This is a genomic window from Kitasatospora sp. NPDC048545 (assembly GCF_040651155.1).
Lineage (GTDB): Bacteria > Actinomycetota > Actinomycetes > Streptomycetales > Streptomycetaceae > Kitasatospora.
Window position 1 is genome coordinate 29,821 of record NZ_JBEZIQ010000010.1, and the last position, 18,525, is coordinate 48,345.

Genomic DNA, 18,525 nt, shown 5'->3' on the forward strand with positions numbered 1-18,525 from the left:
TAGGGCATGATCTTCTCCGCGGGGGCGGTGTCCCCGGCTACGGGGGAGGTAGCGGGGTGGAGCGTGCGTCGGGCCGGTCGAACCGGCCTGCCGGGCTGGGGTCGTACGTGCTGGACCCGCTGCTGGCAGTGGCCGCGGCCGGGGTCGCGGTGTGGGCGGTGTCCCAGGATGAGACGGCCCGGCCGTGGTGGATCTACCTGCTCGCGGTGACGACCGCCCTGCCGCTGCCCTGGCGACGCCGGGGACCGCTGACGGTGCTGCTGCTGGCGACGGCGCCGGCGCTGGTGATCTCGGTCGTGGCTCACTCGGCGAACCCCCAGGTGCCGCTGTCCGGGGTGATCGCCCTGTTCACGGTGGCGGAGCGCTCCTCGGACCGGATGCGGTGGAGCGTGCTGGCCGTGGTGGTGGCCGGCAACGTCCTCGGCACCCACTCGCCGAACGGCGCGCTGTTCAGCCTTGTCACCTCCGTCGGCACCTTCGTCTTCGGCTCGCTGGTGCGTGCCCAGCGGCAGTTGGCCCGGGTGCAGGCGGAGCGGGCCCGGGAAGCCGGTGAGCGGGCGGCGAGTGACGCGGCGCGGGCGGTCGCGGAGGAGCGGGCCAGGATCGCCCGGGAGATGCACGACATCCTGGCGCACGCCGTCTCGTTGATGGTGATCCAGGCCGAGGCCGGGCCGGTGGTGGTGCGCAGCGATCCGGACCGGGCGATCCGCGCGTTCGACGCCATCGGTGACGCCGGCCGGGACGCGATGGTCCAACTGCGGAGGGTGCTCGGCGTGTTGAAGGATCCGGAGGCGGGCCGGCAGCTGGCGCCGCAGCCCCGGCTGGCCGAACTCGCCGACGTGGCCGAGCGGGTGCGCGGGGCCGGCCTGCGGGTCGAGATCGAACTCCCCGACGGGAAGGGCGGGTTGCCCGCCGACGTGGAAGCTGCGGCGTACCGGATCGTGCAGGAGGCGCTGACCAACACGGTCAAGCACGCCGGGGCCGACCGGGCGGCGGTCCGGGTCCGGCGGACCGGGGAGGTGCTGGAGGTCGTGGTCTCCGACAACGGCCGCGGGGTGCCGCCGACGGCCGGCCGTGCGGTGGTCGGCTGGTCCGGTGGGCGCGGGCTGGTCGGCATCCGGGAGCGGGCGGCGGCCTGCGGCGGGCGGGCCGAGGCCGGTCCGGGACCGGAGGGCAGGGGTTTCGTGGTGAGCGCCCGGCTGCCGCTGCAGGCGGGCGGAAGAGCGGAAGGGGTGGGCGGATGACGCCGATTCGGGTGGTCGTCGCGGACGACCAGGAGCTGGTGCGGGCCGGGTTCGGGATGATCCTGGACGCGCAGCCGGACATCGAGGTGGTGGCCGAGGCGGCCGACGGCGCCGAGGCGGTGGAAGCGGTCCGCGCGCACGGCCCCGACGTGCTGCTGCTGGACGTCCGGATGCCGGTGATGGACGGGCTGGAGGCCGCCCGCCGGGTGTGCGCGGAGTTCCCGTCCACCAAGGTGATCATGCTGACCACCTTCGACATCGACGACTACGTCTTCGACGCGCTGTATGCGGGGGCCAGCGGCTTCCTGCTGAAGGACGTCCGGCGGGACGACCTGGCGCACGGGGTGCGCATGGTCGCCTCGGGGGAGGCGCTGCTCGCTCCCTCGGTGACCAGGCGGCTGATCGGCGAGTTCGCCGCCCGGCGGCCGGGGGCGCCGGAGCGGGCGGTGCGTCCGCCGTCCAAGCTGCTGGAGCAGCTGACCCTGCGCGAGCAGGAGACGCTGCGGCTGATCGCGCGCGGGCTGTCCAACGCTGAGATCGCGGCCGAGCTGGTGGTCAGCGAGCACACGGTGAAGACGCACGTCAGCAATGTGCTGGGCAAGCTCGGGCTGCGGGACCGGGTGCACGCGGTGGTGTTCGCGTACGAGGCGGGCGCGGTGGTGGTGGGGGAGTCCTGAGCGCCGGGGGTCCTGTGGGCGGGAGTCCTGAGGCCCGGGGCCGGGGCGTGAGGTTCGGGGTGTGAGGTTCGGGGTGTGCGGGCTCCCGCGCGGCGGCGGGCTCCCTCGTGCGGGGGAGGCCGGGAGTTCGCCGGTGCGGGCGATCCGCGAGGAGAGCCCGGACCGGGAGGCTCTGGGGTGTCGGACAGGCCCACACCACTGGAGATCGTCAGATGAACGCCACCCGCACCGCCCAGGCCACCCGAACCACCCGCACCGGTCGCGCCGCCCGGCCCGCCCGCACCGCGGACCTCACCCGCGTCACCCCGCTCGCCGTCGTGGGCGCCCCCGCCCTGATGGCCCTCTACGGCGGCATCCGCCTGGTGCCGGGCTCCCGCGAACCGGGCCTCGGCTGGACGGCCGGCCACACCGCGATGTTCGCCGGACTGCTCCTCTTCGCCCCGGTCTTCCTCGCCCTGCGCCGCAAGCTCGCCCCGCACGGCACGGCCGGGCGGATCGCGGCCGGCGCGGCGACGGCGACCGCCTTCGCGGGGCTGCTCTGCTCGCTGGCGCAGATCGGGATCGACCTGGTCGTCGGCCTCGCGGCGGCGGACAAGGCCGAGCAGGCGCGGCTGTTCGACCGGGTGCAGGACGTCCCCGGAGTCCTGCCGGCCGTCTACCAGGTCGGCCCGCTGCTCTTCTACGTCGGCCTGCTGGCGCTGCTGACCGCCGCCGCGGTCGGCCGCTCCCGGACGCTGCGCTGGTGGAGCCCGGTGCTGGTGCTGCTCGGCACCCTCGCCTCGGGGGTCGACCTGGCCCTCATCCCGCTCGCCGCCGCCTGCTACCTGGTCGCGCTGGCCCCGCTCGCCCGCCCGGCGTCCGCACCGCGGCCGGTGCTCGTCTGACCGCGGCGCGACGCCGCTCGGCCCGTCCGGAACACCGGACCGCGCCGGGTGAACGGCAGCCCGGCCCGCGCGCGGTGAACGGCGGCCCCGGCTCGCGCCGGACGAGGCGGGCGTGCCCGCGGCCGTACCCGGATTTTCGGTGGCCGGGGGAGGGCCCGTGGCCGTAGCGTCCGGGCATGAACGCGAAGCGTCCCCTGATCGCCGTGCTCACCGGCGCGGGCATCTCGACCGATTCCGGCATCCCCGACTACCGCGGCCCGCAGGGGTTGTGGCAGAAGGACCCGTCGGCGCAGGAGCTGGTCACCATCGGGCCGTACCGGGAGGATCCGGAGATCCGGCGGCGGGCCTGGCGGATGCGGCTGGAGACGGGCGCGCTGGCCGCCGAGCCGAACGCCGGGCACCGCGCGCTGGTCGACCTGGAGCGCTCCGGGCTGCCGCTGCGGGTGCTCACCCAGAACGTGGACGGGCTGCACCAGGCGGCCGGGCTGAGCGGCCGCAAGGTGCTCGAACTGCACGGCACCGCACGGGAGGTGCAGTGCCTGCGCTGCCGGGTGGTCGGCTCGATGGCGGACGCGCTGGCGCGGGTCGAGGCGGGCGAGCCGGACCCGGCGTGCCGGGAGTGCGGGGGGATCCTCAAGCCGCGGACGGTGATGTTCGGCGAGAACCTGGACCCGGAGGTGCTCGGGCAGGCCGACTCGATCGCGCGGGCCTGCGACGTCTTCGTCGCGGTCGGCACCAGCCTGCAGGTGTTCCCGGTGGCGGCGCTGCCGTACAACGCGGTGAAGACCGGGGCGCGGCTGATCATCCTGAACGCCGAGCCGACGCCGTACGACGAGGCGGCGGACGAGGTGATCCGGGAGCCGATCTCGGAGGCGCTGCCCAAGCTGGTGCGGCGGCTGGTGACGGAGCGCGCCTGAGCGGGCCGAGCGGGCCGAGTGGCCGGGGGCCGAGGAGGCGGGGCGGGGGAACGGGCAAGGGCGGGAAGGGTCTTATCCACGGACGGACCGCCTGCGTACGATGATCATTCCGGCTCCCCCTCACGGCCTGGAGTGATCGACCGATGACGACGACGGCGAAGTTCGACCCCTGGTCGGCGGCGTTCGTGGCCCACCCGTACGACGCGTACGCCGAGCTGCGCGCCCACGCACCGGTGACGTACTTCGAGCCGACGAACCAGTGGCTCGTCTCGCGCCACGAGGACGTCAGCGCGCTGCTGCGCGACCGACGGCTCGGCCGCACCTACACCCACCGCTTCAGCCACGCGGAGTTCGGCCGCCCCGAGCCCGACCCGGCGCACGAGCCCTTCCACACCCTGAACGACCACGGCCTGCTCGACCTGGAGGCGCCCGACCACACCCGGATCCGCCGGCTGGTCTCCAAGGCCTTCACCCCGCGCATGGTCGAGGGCCTGCGCCCGACCGTCCGGCGCCTGGCCGGCGAGCTGGTCGACGACCTGCTCGCGGCCGGCGGCGGCGACCTGATCACCACCGTCGCCGAGCCGCTGCCGGTCGCCGTGATCGCCGAGATGCTCGGCGTCCCGGAGGGAGACCGGCACCTGCTGCGGCCGTGGTCCGCCGACATCACCGGGATGTTCGAACTCAACCCGACCGAGGAGACCGCCCGCCGGGCCGTCGCCGCGAGCACCGAGTTCTCCGACTACCTGCGCGCCCTGATCCGCGAGCGCCGGTCGGAACCGGGCGAGGACCTGATCAGCGCGCTCATCCGGGCCCAGGAGGGCTCCGACGCGCTCAGCGAGCAGGAAATGGTCTCCACCTGCGTGCTGCTGCTCAACGCCGGCCACGAGGCGACCGTCAACACCACCGGCAACGGCTGGTGGGCGCTGTTCCGCAACCCTGGTGAACTCGCCCGGCTGCGCGGCTCGGTGGACGAGCTGCTGCCCACCGCGATCGAGGAACTGATGCGCTGGGACACCCCGCTGCAGATGTTCGAACGCTGGGTCCTGGACGACATCGAGGTCCGCGGCGTCACCATCCCGCGCGGCTCCGAGATCGCCCTGCTCTTCGGCTCCGCCAACCGAGACCCCGAGCGCTTCGCCGACCCCGACCGCCTCGACCTCGGCCGCACCGACAACCCGCACGTCACCTTCGGCGCCGGAATCCATTTCTGTCTGGGCGCCCCGCTTGCCAGACTGGAACTCACCGAGTCCTACGGCGCCCTGCTGCGCCGGGCCCCGGGCCTGCGGCTCGTCCGCGAGCCCGAGTGGAACCCGGGCTACGTGATCCGAGGGCTCAAAGAACTGCCGGTCGAGGTCTGACGGGGCGACGGAGAACAGGGGGAAGGGCCGTGGGCAAGGCGACAGGAGCACTGCTGGGGCTGGCGATCGGGGACGCGATCGGCCGGGTGACGGAGTTCAGGACCGTCGAGGCGATCGCCGCCGACCATCCGGACTGGCGGCGGCTCCCGCTGCCCGCCAGGGCGTTGGTCACCGACGACACCCAGATGACGCTTGCCCTCGGCCGAGGCCTGCGCACCGCCCTGGCGCGCGGGCCGCTGACCCCGCTGCGCCTGGAACGGCCCGTCCGCGAGGAGTTCGTCGACTGGTGGCGCTCCCCGGAGAACAACCGCGCCCCCGGCATGACCTGCCTGCGCTCCTGCGAACGGCTGAGCCACGCCGGGGTCCGCTGGCAGCAGGCGAGCGACGTCGGCTCCAAGGGCTGCGGCGCCAACATGCGGGTCGCCCCGATCGGGCTGGTCCGCGAACTGGACGCCCGACAGCTCGCCGGCGCCGCCCAGCTGCAGTCCGCACTCACCCACGGCCACCCCACCGCGCTCGCCGCCAGCGACCTGACCGCGTACGCCGTCCGCAAGCTCGCCGAGGGCCTGTCGCCGGCCGGCTTGCCCGCGGTGCTGCGGGCGTACGCGCTGGCGAGCCGGGAACGGTACGACGAGTTCTGGCTCGGCGACCTCGCCGCCCACTGGTACGGCCCCTCGCCGCAGGCCGTCATCGCCCGCGGCTGGGACGACTGCCTGGCGGTGCTCGACCAGCTGGACGCCGCGCTCGCCGCCCCGGACCCGGAGGCCGACCCCTGCCTGGCCACCGGCGAGGGCTGGGTCGCCGAGGAGGCCTTCGGCACCGGCCTGCTCTGCTTCCTGCTGCTGCCGGACGACCCGGTGGCCGCCGTCCGCCGGGCCGCCTACTCCAGCGGCGACTCCGACTCCCTCGCCTGCCTGACCGGCGCCTTCGCGGGCGCCCACCACGGCGAGACGGTCTGGCCCGCCGAGTGGGTGGAGCGGATCGAGCACCGGGACGAGCTGCTGGAGCTCGGAGCGCTCTGGGACTGAGCGGAAGCGGTCGGGGACGGGCGGGACAGCCGGCCGGCGGGCGCCGGGGAACCGGTCCGCGGGGTCGCGCGTCGAAGGGCCATGACGAACCGCAGCACCGGAACCCGTCGTCCACCCCGTCGTCCGGCGGCGCTGCTCCTCGCCGCCGCGCTCGCCGCACCACTGCTCGCCGGGTGCGGCAGCAAGGGAGTCGCCGCGCCCGCGGAGCTCCGGGCCTCGGCGCCCGCGAGCCGCCCGGCGGCCGACCCGGCCGAGGTGGCCGCGACCGCGACCGCCACCGACGCCTTCGGCCTCGACCTCCTGCACACCCTCAGCGCGCGGCCCGACGCCGCCGGCCGCAACCTCGTCGTCTCCCCGTCCGGCCTGGCCACCGTGCTCGCCATGCTGCTGCCCGGCGCCCGCGGCGCCACCGCCGACGAGCTCGCCAAGGCCCTGCACACCGAACTCACCCCGCAGCAGTACGCCCTCGCCAGCGGCGCGCTGAACCGCGGGACCCCCTCCGCCGGCGGACTCACCCTGCGCCAGAGCGACGACCTCTGGACCCAGCAGGGCTTCCCGGTGCAGCCGGACTACCTGGCCACCCTGGCCGCCGCCTTCGACACCGGCGTGCACCCCGTCGACTTCGCCAAGGACCCGGAGGGCTCGCGCAAGAGCGTCAACGCGGCCGTGGAGAAGGCCACCGAGGGCCGGATCAAGGACCTCTTCGCTCCGAACACCATCACCCCGGCCACCCGGCTGGTGCTCACCGACGCGCTCTACCTCAAGGCCAAGTGGGCCTCCGCGTTCAAGCCCGCACAGACCGCCGACCGCCCGTTCCACAAGCTCGACGGCTCCGCCCCGGCCGTCCCCTCGATGAGCCAGACCGGCGAGTTCAAGTACGCCGAGGGCTCCGGCGGGATCGTCGGCGAACCCTGGCAGGCCATCGAACTCCCGTACGCGGACGGCGGGTTGGTGATGGACCTGATCGTCCCCGCGCAGGGCGGCTTCGCGGCCTTCGACAAGGGCCTGGACCAGCCCCAGCTCGACCGGATCCTCGGTGCCCTCGCCGAGCGGCGCGTCGACCTGCAGCTTCCGCGCTTCCACTTCGACACGTCCAACGAGCTCACCCCGGCGCTGCGCTCGCTCGGCGTGAACGCGGTCTTCGACCGGGCCGACCTCAGCGGCATCGCCAAGGAACCGCTCGCCGTCAGCACCGTGGTGCAGAAGGCCACCGTCGAGGTCGACGAGGACGGCACGGTCGCGGCCGCGGGCAGCGGCGTCGGGGTCGCCGCAGCGGCCGCGCCGGCCCAGGACCAGACCGCCCAGCTGCACATCGACCGGCCGTTCCTGTTCCTGATCAGGGACACCCACGGCGGGCGGCCGCTGTTCCTGGGTCAGGTCGCCGACCCCGCGGCGCGGTAGTCACCGGGCCGGCCGGGTGCCGCGCGGAGGGGCACCCGGGTCGGCCGGGCGCCGAGGGGGCACCCGGGCGGCTCACCAGGCCGGGTAGCGCCCGCCGAGCCCCGGGTGGAGCGGATCGCGGCTGCCGAACAGCACCAGCAGGTCGTCCGCGACCTGCCGCAGCTCGGCCCGCCCCTCGACCGCCCCGGCCCACTCGGCGGGCAGCGCCGAGGCACCGTACGCGGCCCCGACCAGGTTGCCGCAGACCGCGCCGGTCGAGTCGCTGTCGCCGGAGTGGTTGACCGACAGCAGCAGCGCGGTGCGCACAGGGTCGGGGTCGAGGGTGGCCGCCAGCAGTGAGTGCACCGCGATGGCCAGGCACTCCTCGGCGATCCAGCCGAGCCCGACCCGCTCCACCGCCTCCGCCCCGGGCTCGGACTCCTGGGCGATCCGCACCGCCCGGGCCAGAGCCTGGACGGTCTCCTTGGACGAGGGCAGCTCGCGGATCTGCTCCACGGTCTCGCCGACCGCCGCCCACGGCTCCGTCCCGTTCACGAGCCGCTCGACCAGCGCCGCGAAGGCGCCCGCCGCGAGGTAGCCGGTCGGGTGCCCGTGGGTGAGCTGGGCGCACTGCACGGCCAGCCCGAAGGACTGCTCGACGCCCAGCCGGGCCAGCCCGAACGGCGCCGAGCGCATCACCGTGCCGCAGCCCTTGGACCCGGGGTTGACCGGCCCCGGCCGCCCGATCGCGGACGGCGCCTCGAACACCGGGTGCTCGGACACCCCGCTCAGACAGGCGTTGCCCGGCGCCCGCCGCGCGTACAGGAACGGCTGGCGCAACAGCCAGCCGTCGTACGGGCGGGGCTGCGGCTCGGTGTCAGGCGCGGGCTGGTACTGCGTCATCAGCCAGCGCCGGTAGGCGCCGTGGACGGCCTCCGGTACCGAACCGCCACCGCCCGTCCAGCCGCGGACGAAGCCGCGGATCAGGCCCTCGGCGGTGAACAGCGTCATCTGGGTGTCGTCGGTGACCTCGACCGGACCCGGTCCGGCCGGCAGCGCGGTCACACCCGCCGGCCCGTACCGGTCCTGGATCTGGTGGAGCTGCTGGAACTCCACCGGCCAGCCCAGCGCATCGCCGATCGCTCCGCCGAGCAGCGCTCCGCGCACCCGGTCCCGGTACCCCGACTCGGCAGCCGGCTCCGTCACGTCGAATCCCCCTTGGTTCGTGGCGGATTAGTTTCTATCAGGTCTCCGGGTGGCACTACCGGCGGATCTCCCCGGCGCGCCCGTGCAGCGCGGCCCGGTCGGCGGCGGCGCGTCCGGCCGCCCAGCCCTCGCCGTCACTGACCCGGACCCGCTGGGAGACCAGCTTCGGGAACAGCCGGCCGACCTCGTCGTCCACCGCCTCCGAGCGGGCGGCGAGCGCGGGCAGCAGCCGCTCGTCCGGCAGCAGCTGCTCCTCGGTGCCGTCCTCGCGCAGGTGCCGGCCGGCCGCGGCGGCACTGGTGGTCCGCTCGGTGGCGGCGGTCAGCCGCTCGCGGATCCGCGCCGCGTAGGCGACCAGGAAGGACTGCCGGAACGCCTTGCTGCGCGAGTCCCGGCGGGAGCCCGCCTTGTTGAGCGCGTGGGTGGCCTGCACCAGCAGCGAGGTGTAGAGCAGCTCGACGCCGTCCAGGTCGCCGTCGAACCCGACCACCGTGCAGAAGCCGAACTCCTTCGCCCACACCACCCGGCACCGGTTGGCCACCGCGACGGCGTCCAGCAGCATCGTCTTGGGGCCCTCGTACGGGTTGTCCACCCCGATCCGCAGGGCCGCCGGGGTGTCCCGGTCGGCACCGGTCGCGGCCAGCAACGCGTCGTCGATGCTGTGCTGGGCCATCAGCTGCTGGGCCTTGGCGGTCAGCGCCTCGGCCTCCTCCGGGTACTCGGTGGACTCGGCCTTCGCCAGCAGCGCCCGGATTCGGGCCAGCATCCGCGGCTCGCCGGTCGCCGCTCCGGCGTGCCGGGGTCCGGCGTGCTGCGGTCCGGTGTGCGGCGTTCCCGAGTGCGGTGACCTGCCCGCCTGCCCGGGAGCGGGTCCGACCGGGGCGATCGGCGGCAGCCGGCCCCAGGTGCGCAGCAGCTCCAGGGTGGCGGTGGCGAGCGCGAAGCGGTCCAGCCGGTGCCGGTGGGCGAAGGCGCCGAGGTACTGCTCGTCGGCGGGCCACCAGACCTCGGCCTCCAGCTCGCGCAGCTGCTCCCGCCAGCGCCGGTCGAGCGCCGCCGCGGCGTGGCGGCGGTCCTCGGCGGCGATCAGGTCCACCGCGAGCGCCAGGTGGACGGGCTTCAGTTCGCGCCGCACCACCCGCACCAGGTCCGCCGGGCGCCACCCGGCCGACCAGCAGCGGCCGACGGCGGTGTCCGCGTACCCCAGCACCGCCCGGCTGACCGCCGACCACTGCGCGGCCGAGGCGGCCAGCAACGACGCCCCGGTGTCCAGCGCCAGGTCCAGCCCCTCCTCCGGTGCCGTCAGCACCGACCGCACCGCCTGCTCCAGCAGCGGCCCGGCGTCCCCGCCCTGCTGCGCGCGCTTGCCCACGGTGTGTCCCTGCTCTCCTCGACGGCCCGGTTCCTCCTGCCCATGATGCCGGAGCGCTCGGGGAGGACCGGATCGGCCGGGAACGGCCGGAGCGCCCGGGAACGGCCGGAGCGGACGGCGGGGGAGCGGAGGAGCAGGGCACGGACAGCGGCGCCCGGCCCCGGGGCAGGACCGGGCGCCGGGCGGCACGGTTCGGCTCAGCGCTCGACGGCCTTGGCCAGGATCTCCGGGGCGCGTTCCAGCAGCCGGGTGGCCGCCAGCCGGACGCCGAGGACGGCGACCAGGGCGCCGTAGAGCGGGCCGAGCAGCAGGACCGGCCAGGTCGGTCCGTCCGAGAGCAGCGCCCAGCCGAGGTAGCCGCCCACCGGCAGGGCGAGCAGTGCGACGCCGAACATCGAGCCGAACGAGTTGAGCATGATCAGCCCGCCCTGGCCGGGGGCGGCGTTGCGCATCGGGTTGCTGTCGGCCGGCATGGTGTACGGCACCAGCACGCTGAACATCGCGCCGAGCGCCACTCCGCAGCCGAGCAGCGCGCACGCGAGGCCGAGGGCGGACGGCAGCTCGGCCCATCCGCCGGTGACGGCGGCCAGCGCGATCCCGAGCACCAGCGTGACCGGGATCGCGTACGACAGCACCGCGTACGCCCGGCCGCGCAGTTCGTCCCGGGCGTCGGCCGGGGTGCGCAGGGTGGCGGCGACCATCCAGAACGCCGAGCCGTCCATGCCGAACAGGTTGAGCATCTGCAGCCCGAGGAACATCCCGGTCATCGCCAGCAGGTAGACGCTCGCCCAGCCCTGGACCATCGACAGCAGGCAGACCACCGCCGTCATGCCGATGCTGGTGAACAGCGCGGCCTTGGCCCGCGGCTCGCGCCAGGCGTACCGCAGGTGGCGCTGCATCACCGCGCCGGTCCGGCCCTCGGGCAGGAAGGACCAGCCGCGCGAGCGCTGGACCCCGCGGGCCACCTCCAGGGTGGAGGAGTCGGCGGTGACCATCAGCTCCTGCAGGCTGCCGCGCCACCAGCGCAGCAGCAGTGCCAGCAGCACGAGGGCCGCGGCGAGCTGCAGCAGCGCGAGCCCGTACCGGCCCTCGGCGGCGGTGCGCGGGGCGTCCGCCGCACTGATCGGCGGGATCCAGCGCAGCACGGAGGCGATCGGCTTCAGCGGGCTGAGGTCGATGTTCTGGCCGGGACGGCCGAAGACGCTCTGCGAACCGACGTTGGCGGCCTGGATCAGCAGCGCGAAGGCCAGCCCGCCGAAGATCGCGAAGTCCTTGCCGCGCCGGCTGGACAGCATCCGGGCGTTGCCGGCCGCGACCGCCCGGGAGAGCGTGACCAGGCAGAGCACCGCCAGCGGCACGCCGACCACGGCGACCGCGGCCGAGGCGCCGCCGCCCGCGCCGGCCAGCACCGCGCCGGTCACCAGAACCAGGTTGGTCAGCGGGCCAGGCCCGATCAGCGCCGCCAGCAGCGTGCCGCGCAGCAGCGGGCCGGGCCGCAGCGGCAGCATGGTGAGCCGGGTCGGGTCGGCGCTCTCGTCGCTGGAGAACAGGAACAGCGGCAGGGCGGCCCAGCCCAGGGTCAGCACGCCGAGCAGCATCACCCCGGCGTCCCCGGAACCGGCGAAGCGCCCGTTCAGCGCGGCCATGGCGACGGCGATGCCGCTCGCGAAGGCCAGGCCGACGAGGCCGCCGATCACGTAGACGGCGGTCCGGCCGGGGCTGCGCCGCAGCCCGTTGCGCAGCAGCCGCAGCTTGAGCGCCACCAGGGCGCGGACCACCGTCCGCCCGTCCGGCACCGCGTGGGGTGCGGCCGCACTCACTGCCCGCTCCCGAACTGCCCGCCGCCGACCGGGCCGCCCGCGACGGGGCCGCCCGTGGCAGGACCGTCCCCGCCCCGGCCGCCGCCGAGCCAGCCGAGCGCCTGCCCGTCGTCCTCGCGGACGCCGATCAGGTCGAGGAAGGCCTCGTGCAGGCTGCGCCCGTCCCGTACCGAGTCCAGCGGGCCCTGGGCGATCACCCGGCCCGCGTTGACCACCGCGACCCAGTCGCAGAGCTGCTCGACCAGTTCCATCACGTGGCTGGAGAAGACGACCGTGGAGCCGGCCGCCGCGTACCGCTTGAGCACGCCGCGGATGGTCTGGGCGGAGACCGGGTCGACGCCCTCGAAGGGCTCGTCGAGGAACAGCACGTCGGGGTTGTGCAGCAGTGCGGCGGCCAGCCCGATCTTCTTGCGCATGCCGGTGGAGTAGTCGGCGACCAGCTTGTCGGCGTCCCGGCCGAGGTCCAGGACGGCCAGCAGTTCCTCGGCCCGGCGGTCCACCTCGGCGCCGGGCAGGCCACGCAGCCGGCCGGTGTACTGCAGCAGTTCGCGCCCGCTGAGCCGCTCGAACATGCGCAGGCCCTCGGGCAGGATGCCGATCCGCGCCTTGACCTCGACCGGGTCGGCCCAGACGTCGGTCCCGTGGACCAGGACGGTGCCCTGGTCGGGCCGGAGCAGTCCGGTGGCCATGGAGAGCGTGGTGGTCTTCCCGGCGCCGTTCGGGCCGACCAGGCCGATGAACGAGCCCGCCGGCAGCTCCAGGTTCAGCCCGGCCACGGCAGCCTGGGTGCCGAAGTGCTTCCACAGTCCGCGGATGCTGACGGCGGACGGGGTGCCTGGTTCGGGGTGGTCGGAGGACGGTGCTGCTGACGCCTGCATGCGGCCTTCTCGGTTCGTGGTGGACGTGACTCCCGGGTTTCAGCGTGTCACTGCCCGGACGGGCTGTCGCCCGAGTTGAGGATCCCCTGAGCGTGTCCGCCGAACGGGTGAGGCGCGCCGCTCGGATTTCTCGTTCCGACAGCTACTGGGCCGAATTGGCAACTACTCAGTTCGCCTGTTCGTCCTGCACTATGAGGACGAGTGAGGGTGCGCGGGGGTGCCGCGGTACCGGGAGGTGGCGGATGTCCGTTCAACCGTGGGGCGAACCCGGTCCCGGCCACGAGTACGGCCACGGCCGGGAGCCCGGTCGGCACGGCCACGGCCACGGCTACGGCCCGGATCGTCGGCCGCTCGTCGGCTGGCAGCCGGCCGCGGTCCCGGCCCCGTCCCCGCAGGACGCGATGCGGGCGGGCCACGCGGACCGCGACCGCACGGTCGACGTGCTGAAGGCCGCGTTCGCCGAGGGCCGGCTCTCCGTCCAGGAGTACGAGCAGCGGCACGAGGCCGCGGCCGGCGCGCAGACCTACGGCCAGCTGGCCGCGCTGGTGGCGGACCTGCCCGTCGGCCCGATGGTGACGCCCGCCCCGGCCGGCCCGCCGGTTCCGGCCACCTTCCTGCCTGCCGCGCCCCCGCCGGCCCGCCCCACCAGCGTGCTGGCGGTGGTCTCCCTGGTCTCCAGCCTGATGTTTCTGTCCCTCCCGGCGGTGGTCACCGGCCACATCGCCCGCTCGCAGATCCGGCAGCGCAACATGGACGGCGACTGGGCGGCGGTCCTCGGGCTGGTCATCGGGTACATGGGCTCGGCGTTCTGGACCCTGCTGATCCTGGCGGGCATCGCCTGAGCCGGTCGGCCCGGCCCGGTGCTCCGGTGGCGACCGGTCGGCGACTGTGGTAGAGCGGGTGGAGACGGCCCGACACCGGGCGGTCACGTGCGGGACACCCGCGTGACGCCCGGCCGAAGGCGGCGACCTGCGGCGTTGCATTTGTTTTGACCGCGCCCCATGCGCTAGGTACGCTCTGACCTTGTGCCTGGGGTGTCCCCGGGTCCTTGTGCGTGCATGCACACCGGTCGCCGCGCCGAGCCGGAGCGCTTTCCAGCGCCCCGCGCGTAGAGCGCCGTCGCTGTACATCAGCCATGGGATTCCGTGCCGGAAAAAGCCCAACACACCCGACCGCGTGGGTCGACCACGGGGCCGTGTGCGAGGGAGACACCGCAGGTTAGTTCCACCAAGCCTTGGCACACAGAAAACGGAGAAACGGTGCCTACGATCCAGCAGCTGGTCCGAAAGGGCCGGCAGGACAAGGTCGAGAAGAACAAGACTCCCGCGCTGAAGGGCTCCCCGCAGCGCCGTGGGGTCTGCACGCGTGTGTACACGACCACCCCGAAGAAGCCGAACTCGGCGCTTCGTAAGGTCGCCCGTGTGCGCCTCACCAGCGGGATCGAGGTCACCGCTTACATCCCGGGCGAGGGCCACAACCTGCAGGAGCACTCCATCGTGCTGGTGCGCGGTGGTCGTGTGAAGGACCTTCCTGGTGTCCGCTACAAGATCATCCGCGGTTCGCTCGACACCCAGGGTGTCAAGAACCGCAAGCAGGCCCGCAGCCGCTACGGCGCCAAGAAGGAGAAGTAAGAATGCCTCGTAAGGGCCCCGCCCCGAAGCGCCCGGTCATCATCGACCCGGTTTACGGCTCCCCGGTCGTCACCCAGCTGGTCAACAAGATCCTGCTGCACGGCAAGCGCTCCACCGCCGAGCGGATCGTCTACGGCGCCCTTGAGGGCGTTCGTGAGAAGACCGGCGCGGACCCGGTCGTCGCGCTGAAGCGTGCGCTGGAGAACGTCAAGCCGGCCCTCGAGGTCAAGTCCCGCCGTGTCGGTGGCGCGACCTACCAGGTTCCGGTCGAGGTCCGTCCGGGCCGCGCCAGCACCCTGGCGCTGCGCTGGATGGTCGGTTACTCCCGCGCCCGTCGCGAGAAGACCATGACCGAGCGCCTGATGAACGAGATCCTCGACGCCAGCAACGGCCTGGGCGCTTCCGTGAAGCGTCGCGAGGACACCCACAAGATGGCCGAGTCCAACAAGGCCTTCGCGCACTACCGCTGGTAGTCCCTACCCCGTCACTAGACAGAGAGAGAACGAGCCACCATGGCTGCAACCTCCCTTGACCTCGCCAGGGTCCGCAACATCGGGATCATGGCGCACATCGACGCGGGCAAGACCACCACCACCGAGCGGATCCTGTTCTACACCGGTGTCTCGTACAAGATCGGTGAGGTCCACGATGGCGCTGCCACCATGGACTGGATGGAGCAGGAGCAGGAGCGCGGCATCACGATCACGTCGGCCGCGACGACCTGTCACTGGACGGTCGACGACGTCGACAACACCATCAACATCATCGACACCCCGGGTCACGTCGACTTCACCGTCGAGGTGGAGCGTTCGCTGCGCGTCCTCGACGGTGCGGTGACGGTGTTCGACGGTGTCGCCGGTGTCGAGCCCCAGTCCGAGACCGTGTGGCGGCAGGCTGACCGCTACGGCGTCCCGCGCATCTGCTTCATCAACAAGCTGGACCGCACGGGCGCGAACTTCTTCTTCTGCGTGCAGACCATCGTGGACCGCCTCGGCGCCACCCCGCTGGTCATGCAGCTCCCGATCGGTGCCGAGGCGGACTTCCAGGGCGTCGTCGACCTGGTCCGCATGAAGGCGCTGGTCTGGTCGGCCGAGGCCGCCAAGGGCGAGATGTACGACATCGTCGACATCCCGGCCGAGCTGCAGGAGCAGGCGGACGAGTACCGCACCCAGCTGATCGACACCGTCTCGAACATCAGCGACGAGATCATGGAGCTCGCCCTCGAAGAGGCTGAGATCCCGGTCGAGCTGCTGCAGGACGTCATCCGCAAGGGCACCCTGAACTCGGACTTCACCCCGATCTTCTGCGGTACCGCCTTCAAGAACAAGGGCGTTCAGCCCCTGCTCGACGCGGTCGTCAAGTACCTGCCGTCGCCGCTGGACATCGGCTCGGTCGAGGGCACCAAGCCCAACGACGCCGAGGTCAAGATCTCCCGCAAGGCGTCGGACGACGAGCCGCTGTCCGCGCTGGCGTTCAAGATCATGTCCGACCCGCACCTGGGCAAGCTCACCTTCGTCCGGATCTACTCCGGTCGCCTGGAGTCCGGCACCTCGGTGCTGAACGCCGTCAAGGGCAAGAAGGAGCGCATCGGCAAGATCTACCGCATGCACGCGAACAAGCGTGAGGAGATCGAGTCGGTGGGCGCCGGCGACATCGTCGCCGTCATGGGCCTGAAGCAGACCACCACCGGTGAGACGCTGTCCGACGAGAAGCAGCCGGTCATCCTGGAGTCCATGGACTTCCCGGCCCCGGTCATCCGCGTCGCGATCGAGCCCAAGTCCAAGGGTGACCAGGAGAAGCTGGGTGTCGCCATCCAGCGTCTCGCCGAGGAGGACCCGTCCTTCCAGGTCAACACGGACGACGAGACCGGCCAGACCATCATCGCGGGTATGGGCGAGCTGCACCTCGAGGTGCTGGTCGACCGTATGAAGCGTGAGTTCAAGGTCGAGGCCAACGTCGGCAAGCCGCAGGTCGCGTACCGCGAGACGATCCGTCAGGCCGTCGAGCGCATCGACTACACCCACAAGAAGCAGACCGGTGGTTCCGGTCAGTTCGCCAAGGTGCAGATCGCGATCGAGCCGCTCGAGCAGGCCGAGGGCTACGAGTTCGTCAACAAGGTCACCGGTGGCCGCGTTCCGCGGGAGTACATCCCGTCGGTCGACGCCGGTTGCCAGGAGGCCATGGAGTTCGGCATCCTCGCCGGCTACCCGCTGCAGGGTGTCCGCGTGAGCCTGCTGGACGGCCAGGCGCACGACGTCGACTCCTCCGAGCTCGCGTTCAAGATCGCCGGTTCGATGGCCTTCAAGGAAGGCGCGAAGAAGGCCAAGCCGGTCCTTCTCGAGCCGATGATGGCCGTCGAGGTCACCACGCCCGAGGACTACATGGGCGACGTGATCGGCGACATCAACTCTCGCCGTGGCCAGATCCGGTCCATGGACGAGCGTCACGGTGCCCGCGTCGTCACGGCGCTGGTGCCCCTCTCCGAGATGTTCGGCTACGTCGGTGACCTGCGCAGCAAGACCTCTGGTCGCGCCAGCTACTCGATGCAGTTCGACTCGTACGCCGAGGTCCCCAAGGCCGTGGCTGAGGAGATCATCGCCAAGTCCAAGGGCGAGTAGGTCCGGCTCTGTCGGCCTCGGAATCAGTCCGACATTCGGGATGATTTCGACCCCTTAGGCTATGAGGAGGCGACCCGGGAGGATCCGGACGGATCCTCCCGGGGCCTCCGGCCCCCACCCGCGGGACGGTACGAGGTGCTTCCGGCATCACGGACCAAGCCCGATACAAGACCAACTGACGTCAGCACGGCGTACAGGATCTGTCCTCAGGAGGACTGCAGTGGCGAAGGCGAAGTTCGAGCGGACGAAGCCCCACGTCAACATCGGCACCATCGGTCACATCGACCACGGTAAGACGACCCTTACCGCGGCCATCACCAAGGTGCTGCACGACGCGTACCCGGAGATCAACCCCTTCACGCCGTTCGACCAGATCGACAAGGCGCCGGAGGAGCGGCAGCGCGGTATCACCATCTCGATCGCGCACGTCGAGTACCAGACCGAGGCGCGTCACTACGCCCACGTCGACTGCCCGGGTCACGCGGACTACATCAAGAACATGATCACCGGTGCGGCCCAGATGGACGGTGCGATCCTCGTCGTCGCCGCCACCGACGGCCCGATGCCGCAGACCAAGGAGCACGTCCTCCTGGCCCGCCAGGTCGGCGTCCCCTACATCGTCGTCGCCCTGAACAAGGCCGACATGGTGGACGACGAGGAGATCCTGGAGCTCGTCGAGCTCGAGGTCCGTGAGCTCCTCTCCGAGTACGAGTTCCCGGGCGACGACCTGCCGGTCGTCCGCGTCTCCGCGCTGAAGGCGCTGGAGGGCGACAAGGAGTGGGGCGAGAAGCTCCTCGGCCTCATGCACGCGGTCGACGAGAGCATCCCGACCCCGGCCCGCGCCGTGGACCAGCCGTTCCTGATGCCGATCGAGGACGTCTTCACGATCACCGGTCGTGGCACCGTCGTCACCGGTCGTATCGAGCGTGGCATCCTCAAGGTCAACGAGACTGTCGACATCATCGGCATCAAGGAGACCAAGACCACCACCACGGTCACCGGCATCGAGATGTTCCGCAAGCTGCTCGACGAGGGCCAGGCCGGTGAGAACGTCGGTCTGCTCCTCCGTGGCATCAAGCGCGAGGACGTCGAGCGCGGCCAGGTCATCATCAAGCCGGGTTCGGTCACGCCGCACACCGACTTCGAGGCCCAGTCCTACATCCTGTCGAAGGACGAGGGTGGCCGCCACACCCCGTTCTTCAACAACTACCGCCCGCAGTTCTACTTCCGTACCACGGACGTGACCGGCGTCGTGACCCTCCCCGAGGGCACCGAGATGGTCATGCCGGGCGACAACACCGCCATGACGGTCGCGCTGATCCAGCCGATCGCCATGGAGGAGGGCCTGAAGTTCGCCATCCGTGAGGGTGGCCGCACCGTCGGCGCCGGCCAGGTCACCAAGATCATCAAGTAATTGACGATCTGACCTGCCTGCCCCGTACAGGCTGAGTCCGAAGGGCCCCGCGCACCGCACGGTGCGCGGGGCCCTTCGGCGTCTCACGGGGCACTCAC

16 protein-coding genes are annotated in these 18,525 nt (G+C 72.5%); 12 read left to right on the forward strand and 4 right to left on the reverse strand.

What is annotated here, in order from left to right; translation table 11 throughout:
- Positions 1 to 56 precede the first annotated feature (56 nt).
- The 7 genes from AB0D10_RS12060 (at position 57) to AB0D10_RS12090 (ending at position 7,509) form a co-directional block, all read left to right on the forward strand.
- Positions 57 to 1,244 carry a sensor histidine kinase gene (locus AB0D10_RS12060; protein ID WP_360254601.1) on the forward strand — a complete coding sequence of 396 codons (1,188 nt, stop codon included), beginning with the start codon at positions 57 to 59 and terminating at the stop codon, positions 1,242 to 1,244.
- Entirely contained in the window at positions 1,241 to 1,921 is a 681-nt protein-coding gene (locus AB0D10_RS12065; protein WP_360254603.1) for a response regulator transcription factor, read from the forward strand. Before AB0D10_RS12060 ends, AB0D10_RS12065 begins: the two co-directional genes overlap by 4 nt.
- Positions 1,922 to 2,133: 212 nt before the next feature.
- Entirely contained in the window at positions 2,134 to 2,805 is a 672-nt protein-coding gene (locus AB0D10_RS12070; RefSeq protein ID WP_360254605.1) for a hypothetical protein, read from the forward strand.
- A gap of 176 nt (positions 2,806 to 2,981) precedes the next feature.
- Positions 2,982 to 3,722: an NAD-dependent deacylase gene (locus AB0D10_RS12075; RefSeq protein ID WP_360254607.1), complete on the forward strand. Its 741-nt coding sequence runs from the start codon at positions 2,982 to 2,984 to the stop codon at positions 3,720 to 3,722.
- Between the two features lie 143 nt (positions 3,723 to 3,865).
- Positions 3,866 to 5,080, forward strand: a complete 1,215-nt coding sequence (locus AB0D10_RS12080; protein WP_360254609.1) for a cytochrome P450 — start codon at positions 3,866 to 3,868, stop codon at positions 5,078 to 5,080.
- A gap of 29 nt (positions 5,081 to 5,109) precedes the next feature.
- The gene (locus tag AB0D10_RS12085; RefSeq protein ID WP_360254611.1) at positions 5,110 to 6,108 is read left to right on the forward strand and encodes an ADP-ribosylglycohydrolase family protein; all 999 of its coding nucleotides are present in this window, start codon (positions 5,110 to 5,112) and stop codon (positions 6,106 to 6,108) included.
- A gap of 81 nt (positions 6,109 to 6,189) precedes the next feature.
- Positions 6,190 to 7,509, forward strand: coding sequence for a serpin family protein (locus AB0D10_RS12090; RefSeq protein ID WP_360254613.1), 1,320 nt, complete (start codon positions 6,190 to 6,192; stop codon positions 7,507 to 7,509).
- 72 nt (positions 7,510 to 7,581) lie between these two features.
- Here AB0D10_RS12090 and AB0D10_RS12095 read toward each other — a convergent pair whose 3' ends face one another.
- From AB0D10_RS12095 to AB0D10_RS12110, 4 genes are all read right to left on the reverse strand, one after another.
- On the reverse strand, positions 7,582 to 8,694 hold the full coding sequence (locus AB0D10_RS12095; RefSeq protein ID WP_360254615.1) for an ADP-ribosylglycohydrolase family protein: 1,113 nt from the start codon (positions 8,692 to 8,694) through the stop codon (positions 7,582 to 7,584).
- A gap of 55 nt (positions 8,695 to 8,749) precedes the next feature.
- Complete coding sequence (locus AB0D10_RS12100) at positions 8,750 to 10,066, reverse strand: DUF2786 domain-containing protein (RefSeq protein WP_360254617.1); 1,317 nt, start codon at positions 10,064 to 10,066, stop codon at positions 8,750 to 8,752.
- A 197-nt stretch (positions 10,067 to 10,263) separates the two neighbouring features.
- Positions 10,264 to 11,886 (reverse strand): transporter, encoded by a 1,623-nt coding sequence (locus AB0D10_RS12105; protein WP_360254619.1) that lies wholly within the window; start codon positions 11,884 to 11,886, stop codon positions 10,264 to 10,266.
- On the reverse strand, positions 11,883 to 12,764 hold the full coding sequence (locus tag AB0D10_RS12110) for an ABC transporter ATP-binding protein (protein ID WP_360254621.1): 882 nt from the start codon (positions 12,762 to 12,764) through the stop codon (positions 11,883 to 11,885). The genes AB0D10_RS12105 and AB0D10_RS12110 overlap by 4 nt, the downstream gene beginning before the upstream one ends.
- Before the next feature lie 242 nt (positions 12,765 to 13,006).
- Here AB0D10_RS12110 and AB0D10_RS12115 point away from each other — a divergent pair, with 242 nt between their 5' ends.
- From AB0D10_RS12115 to tuf, 5 genes are all read left to right on the forward strand, one after another.
- On the forward strand, positions 13,007 to 13,606 hold the full coding sequence (locus AB0D10_RS12115) for a DUF1707 and DUF4190 domain-containing protein (protein ID WP_360254623.1): 600 nt from the start codon (positions 13,007 to 13,009) through the stop codon (positions 13,604 to 13,606).
- 417 nt (positions 13,607 to 14,023) lie between these two features.
- On the forward strand, positions 14,024 to 14,395 hold the full coding sequence (gene rpsL, locus AB0D10_RS12120; protein WP_014144289.1) for a 30S ribosomal protein S12: 372 nt from the start codon (positions 14,024 to 14,026) through the stop codon (positions 14,393 to 14,395).
- Between the two features lie 2 nt (positions 14,396 to 14,397).
- Positions 14,398 to 14,868, forward strand: a complete 471-nt coding sequence (rpsG, locus tag AB0D10_RS12125; RefSeq protein WP_188306747.1) for a 30S ribosomal protein S7 — start codon at positions 14,398 to 14,400, stop codon at positions 14,866 to 14,868.
- 39 nt (positions 14,869 to 14,907) lie between these two features.
- Positions 14,908 to 17,013 carry an elongation factor G gene (gene fusA, locus AB0D10_RS12130; RefSeq protein ID WP_360254625.1) on the forward strand — a complete coding sequence of 702 codons (2,106 nt, stop codon included), beginning with the start codon at positions 14,908 to 14,910 and terminating at the stop codon, positions 17,011 to 17,013.
- A 220-nt stretch (positions 17,014 to 17,233) separates the two neighbouring features.
- Complete coding sequence (tuf, locus tag AB0D10_RS12135; protein WP_031063092.1) at positions 17,234 to 18,427, forward strand: elongation factor Tu; 1,194 nt, start codon at positions 17,234 to 17,236, stop codon at positions 18,425 to 18,427.
- Positions 18,428 to 18,525 lie beyond the last annotated feature (98 nt).

Coding starts and splice junctions, on each gene's coding strand:
- AB0D10_RS12065 (WP_360254603.1), top strand. CDS start 1,241: ATGACGCCGATTCGGGTGGTCGTCGCGGACGACCAGGAGCTGGTGCGG.
- AB0D10_RS12070 (WP_360254605.1), top strand. CDS start 2,134: ATGAACGCCACCCGCACCGCCCAGGCCACCCGAACCACCCGCACCGGT.
- AB0D10_RS12075 (WP_360254607.1), top strand. CDS start 2,982: ATGAACGCGAAGCGTCCCCTGATCGCCGTGCTCACCGGCGCGGGCATC.
- AB0D10_RS12080 (WP_360254609.1), top strand. CDS start 3,866: ATGACGACGACGGCGAAGTTCGACCCCTGGTCGGCGGCGTTCGTGGCC.
- AB0D10_RS12090 (WP_360254613.1), top strand. CDS start 6,190: ATGACGAACCGCAGCACCGGAACCCGTCGTCCACCCCGTCGTCCGGCG.
- AB0D10_RS12110 (WP_360254621.1), bottom strand. CDS start 12,764: ATGCAGGCGTCAGCAGCACCGTCCTCCGACCACCCCGAACCAGGCACC.
- AB0D10_RS12115 (WP_360254623.1), top strand. CDS start 13,007: ATGTCCGTTCAACCGTGGGGCGAACCCGGTCCCGGCCACGAGTACGGC.
- rpsG (WP_188306747.1), top strand. CDS start 14,398: ATGCCTCGTAAGGGCCCCGCCCCGAAGCGCCCGGTCATCATCGACCCG.
- fusA (WP_360254625.1), top strand. CDS start 14,908: ATGGCTGCAACCTCCCTTGACCTCGCCAGGGTCCGCAACATCGGGATC.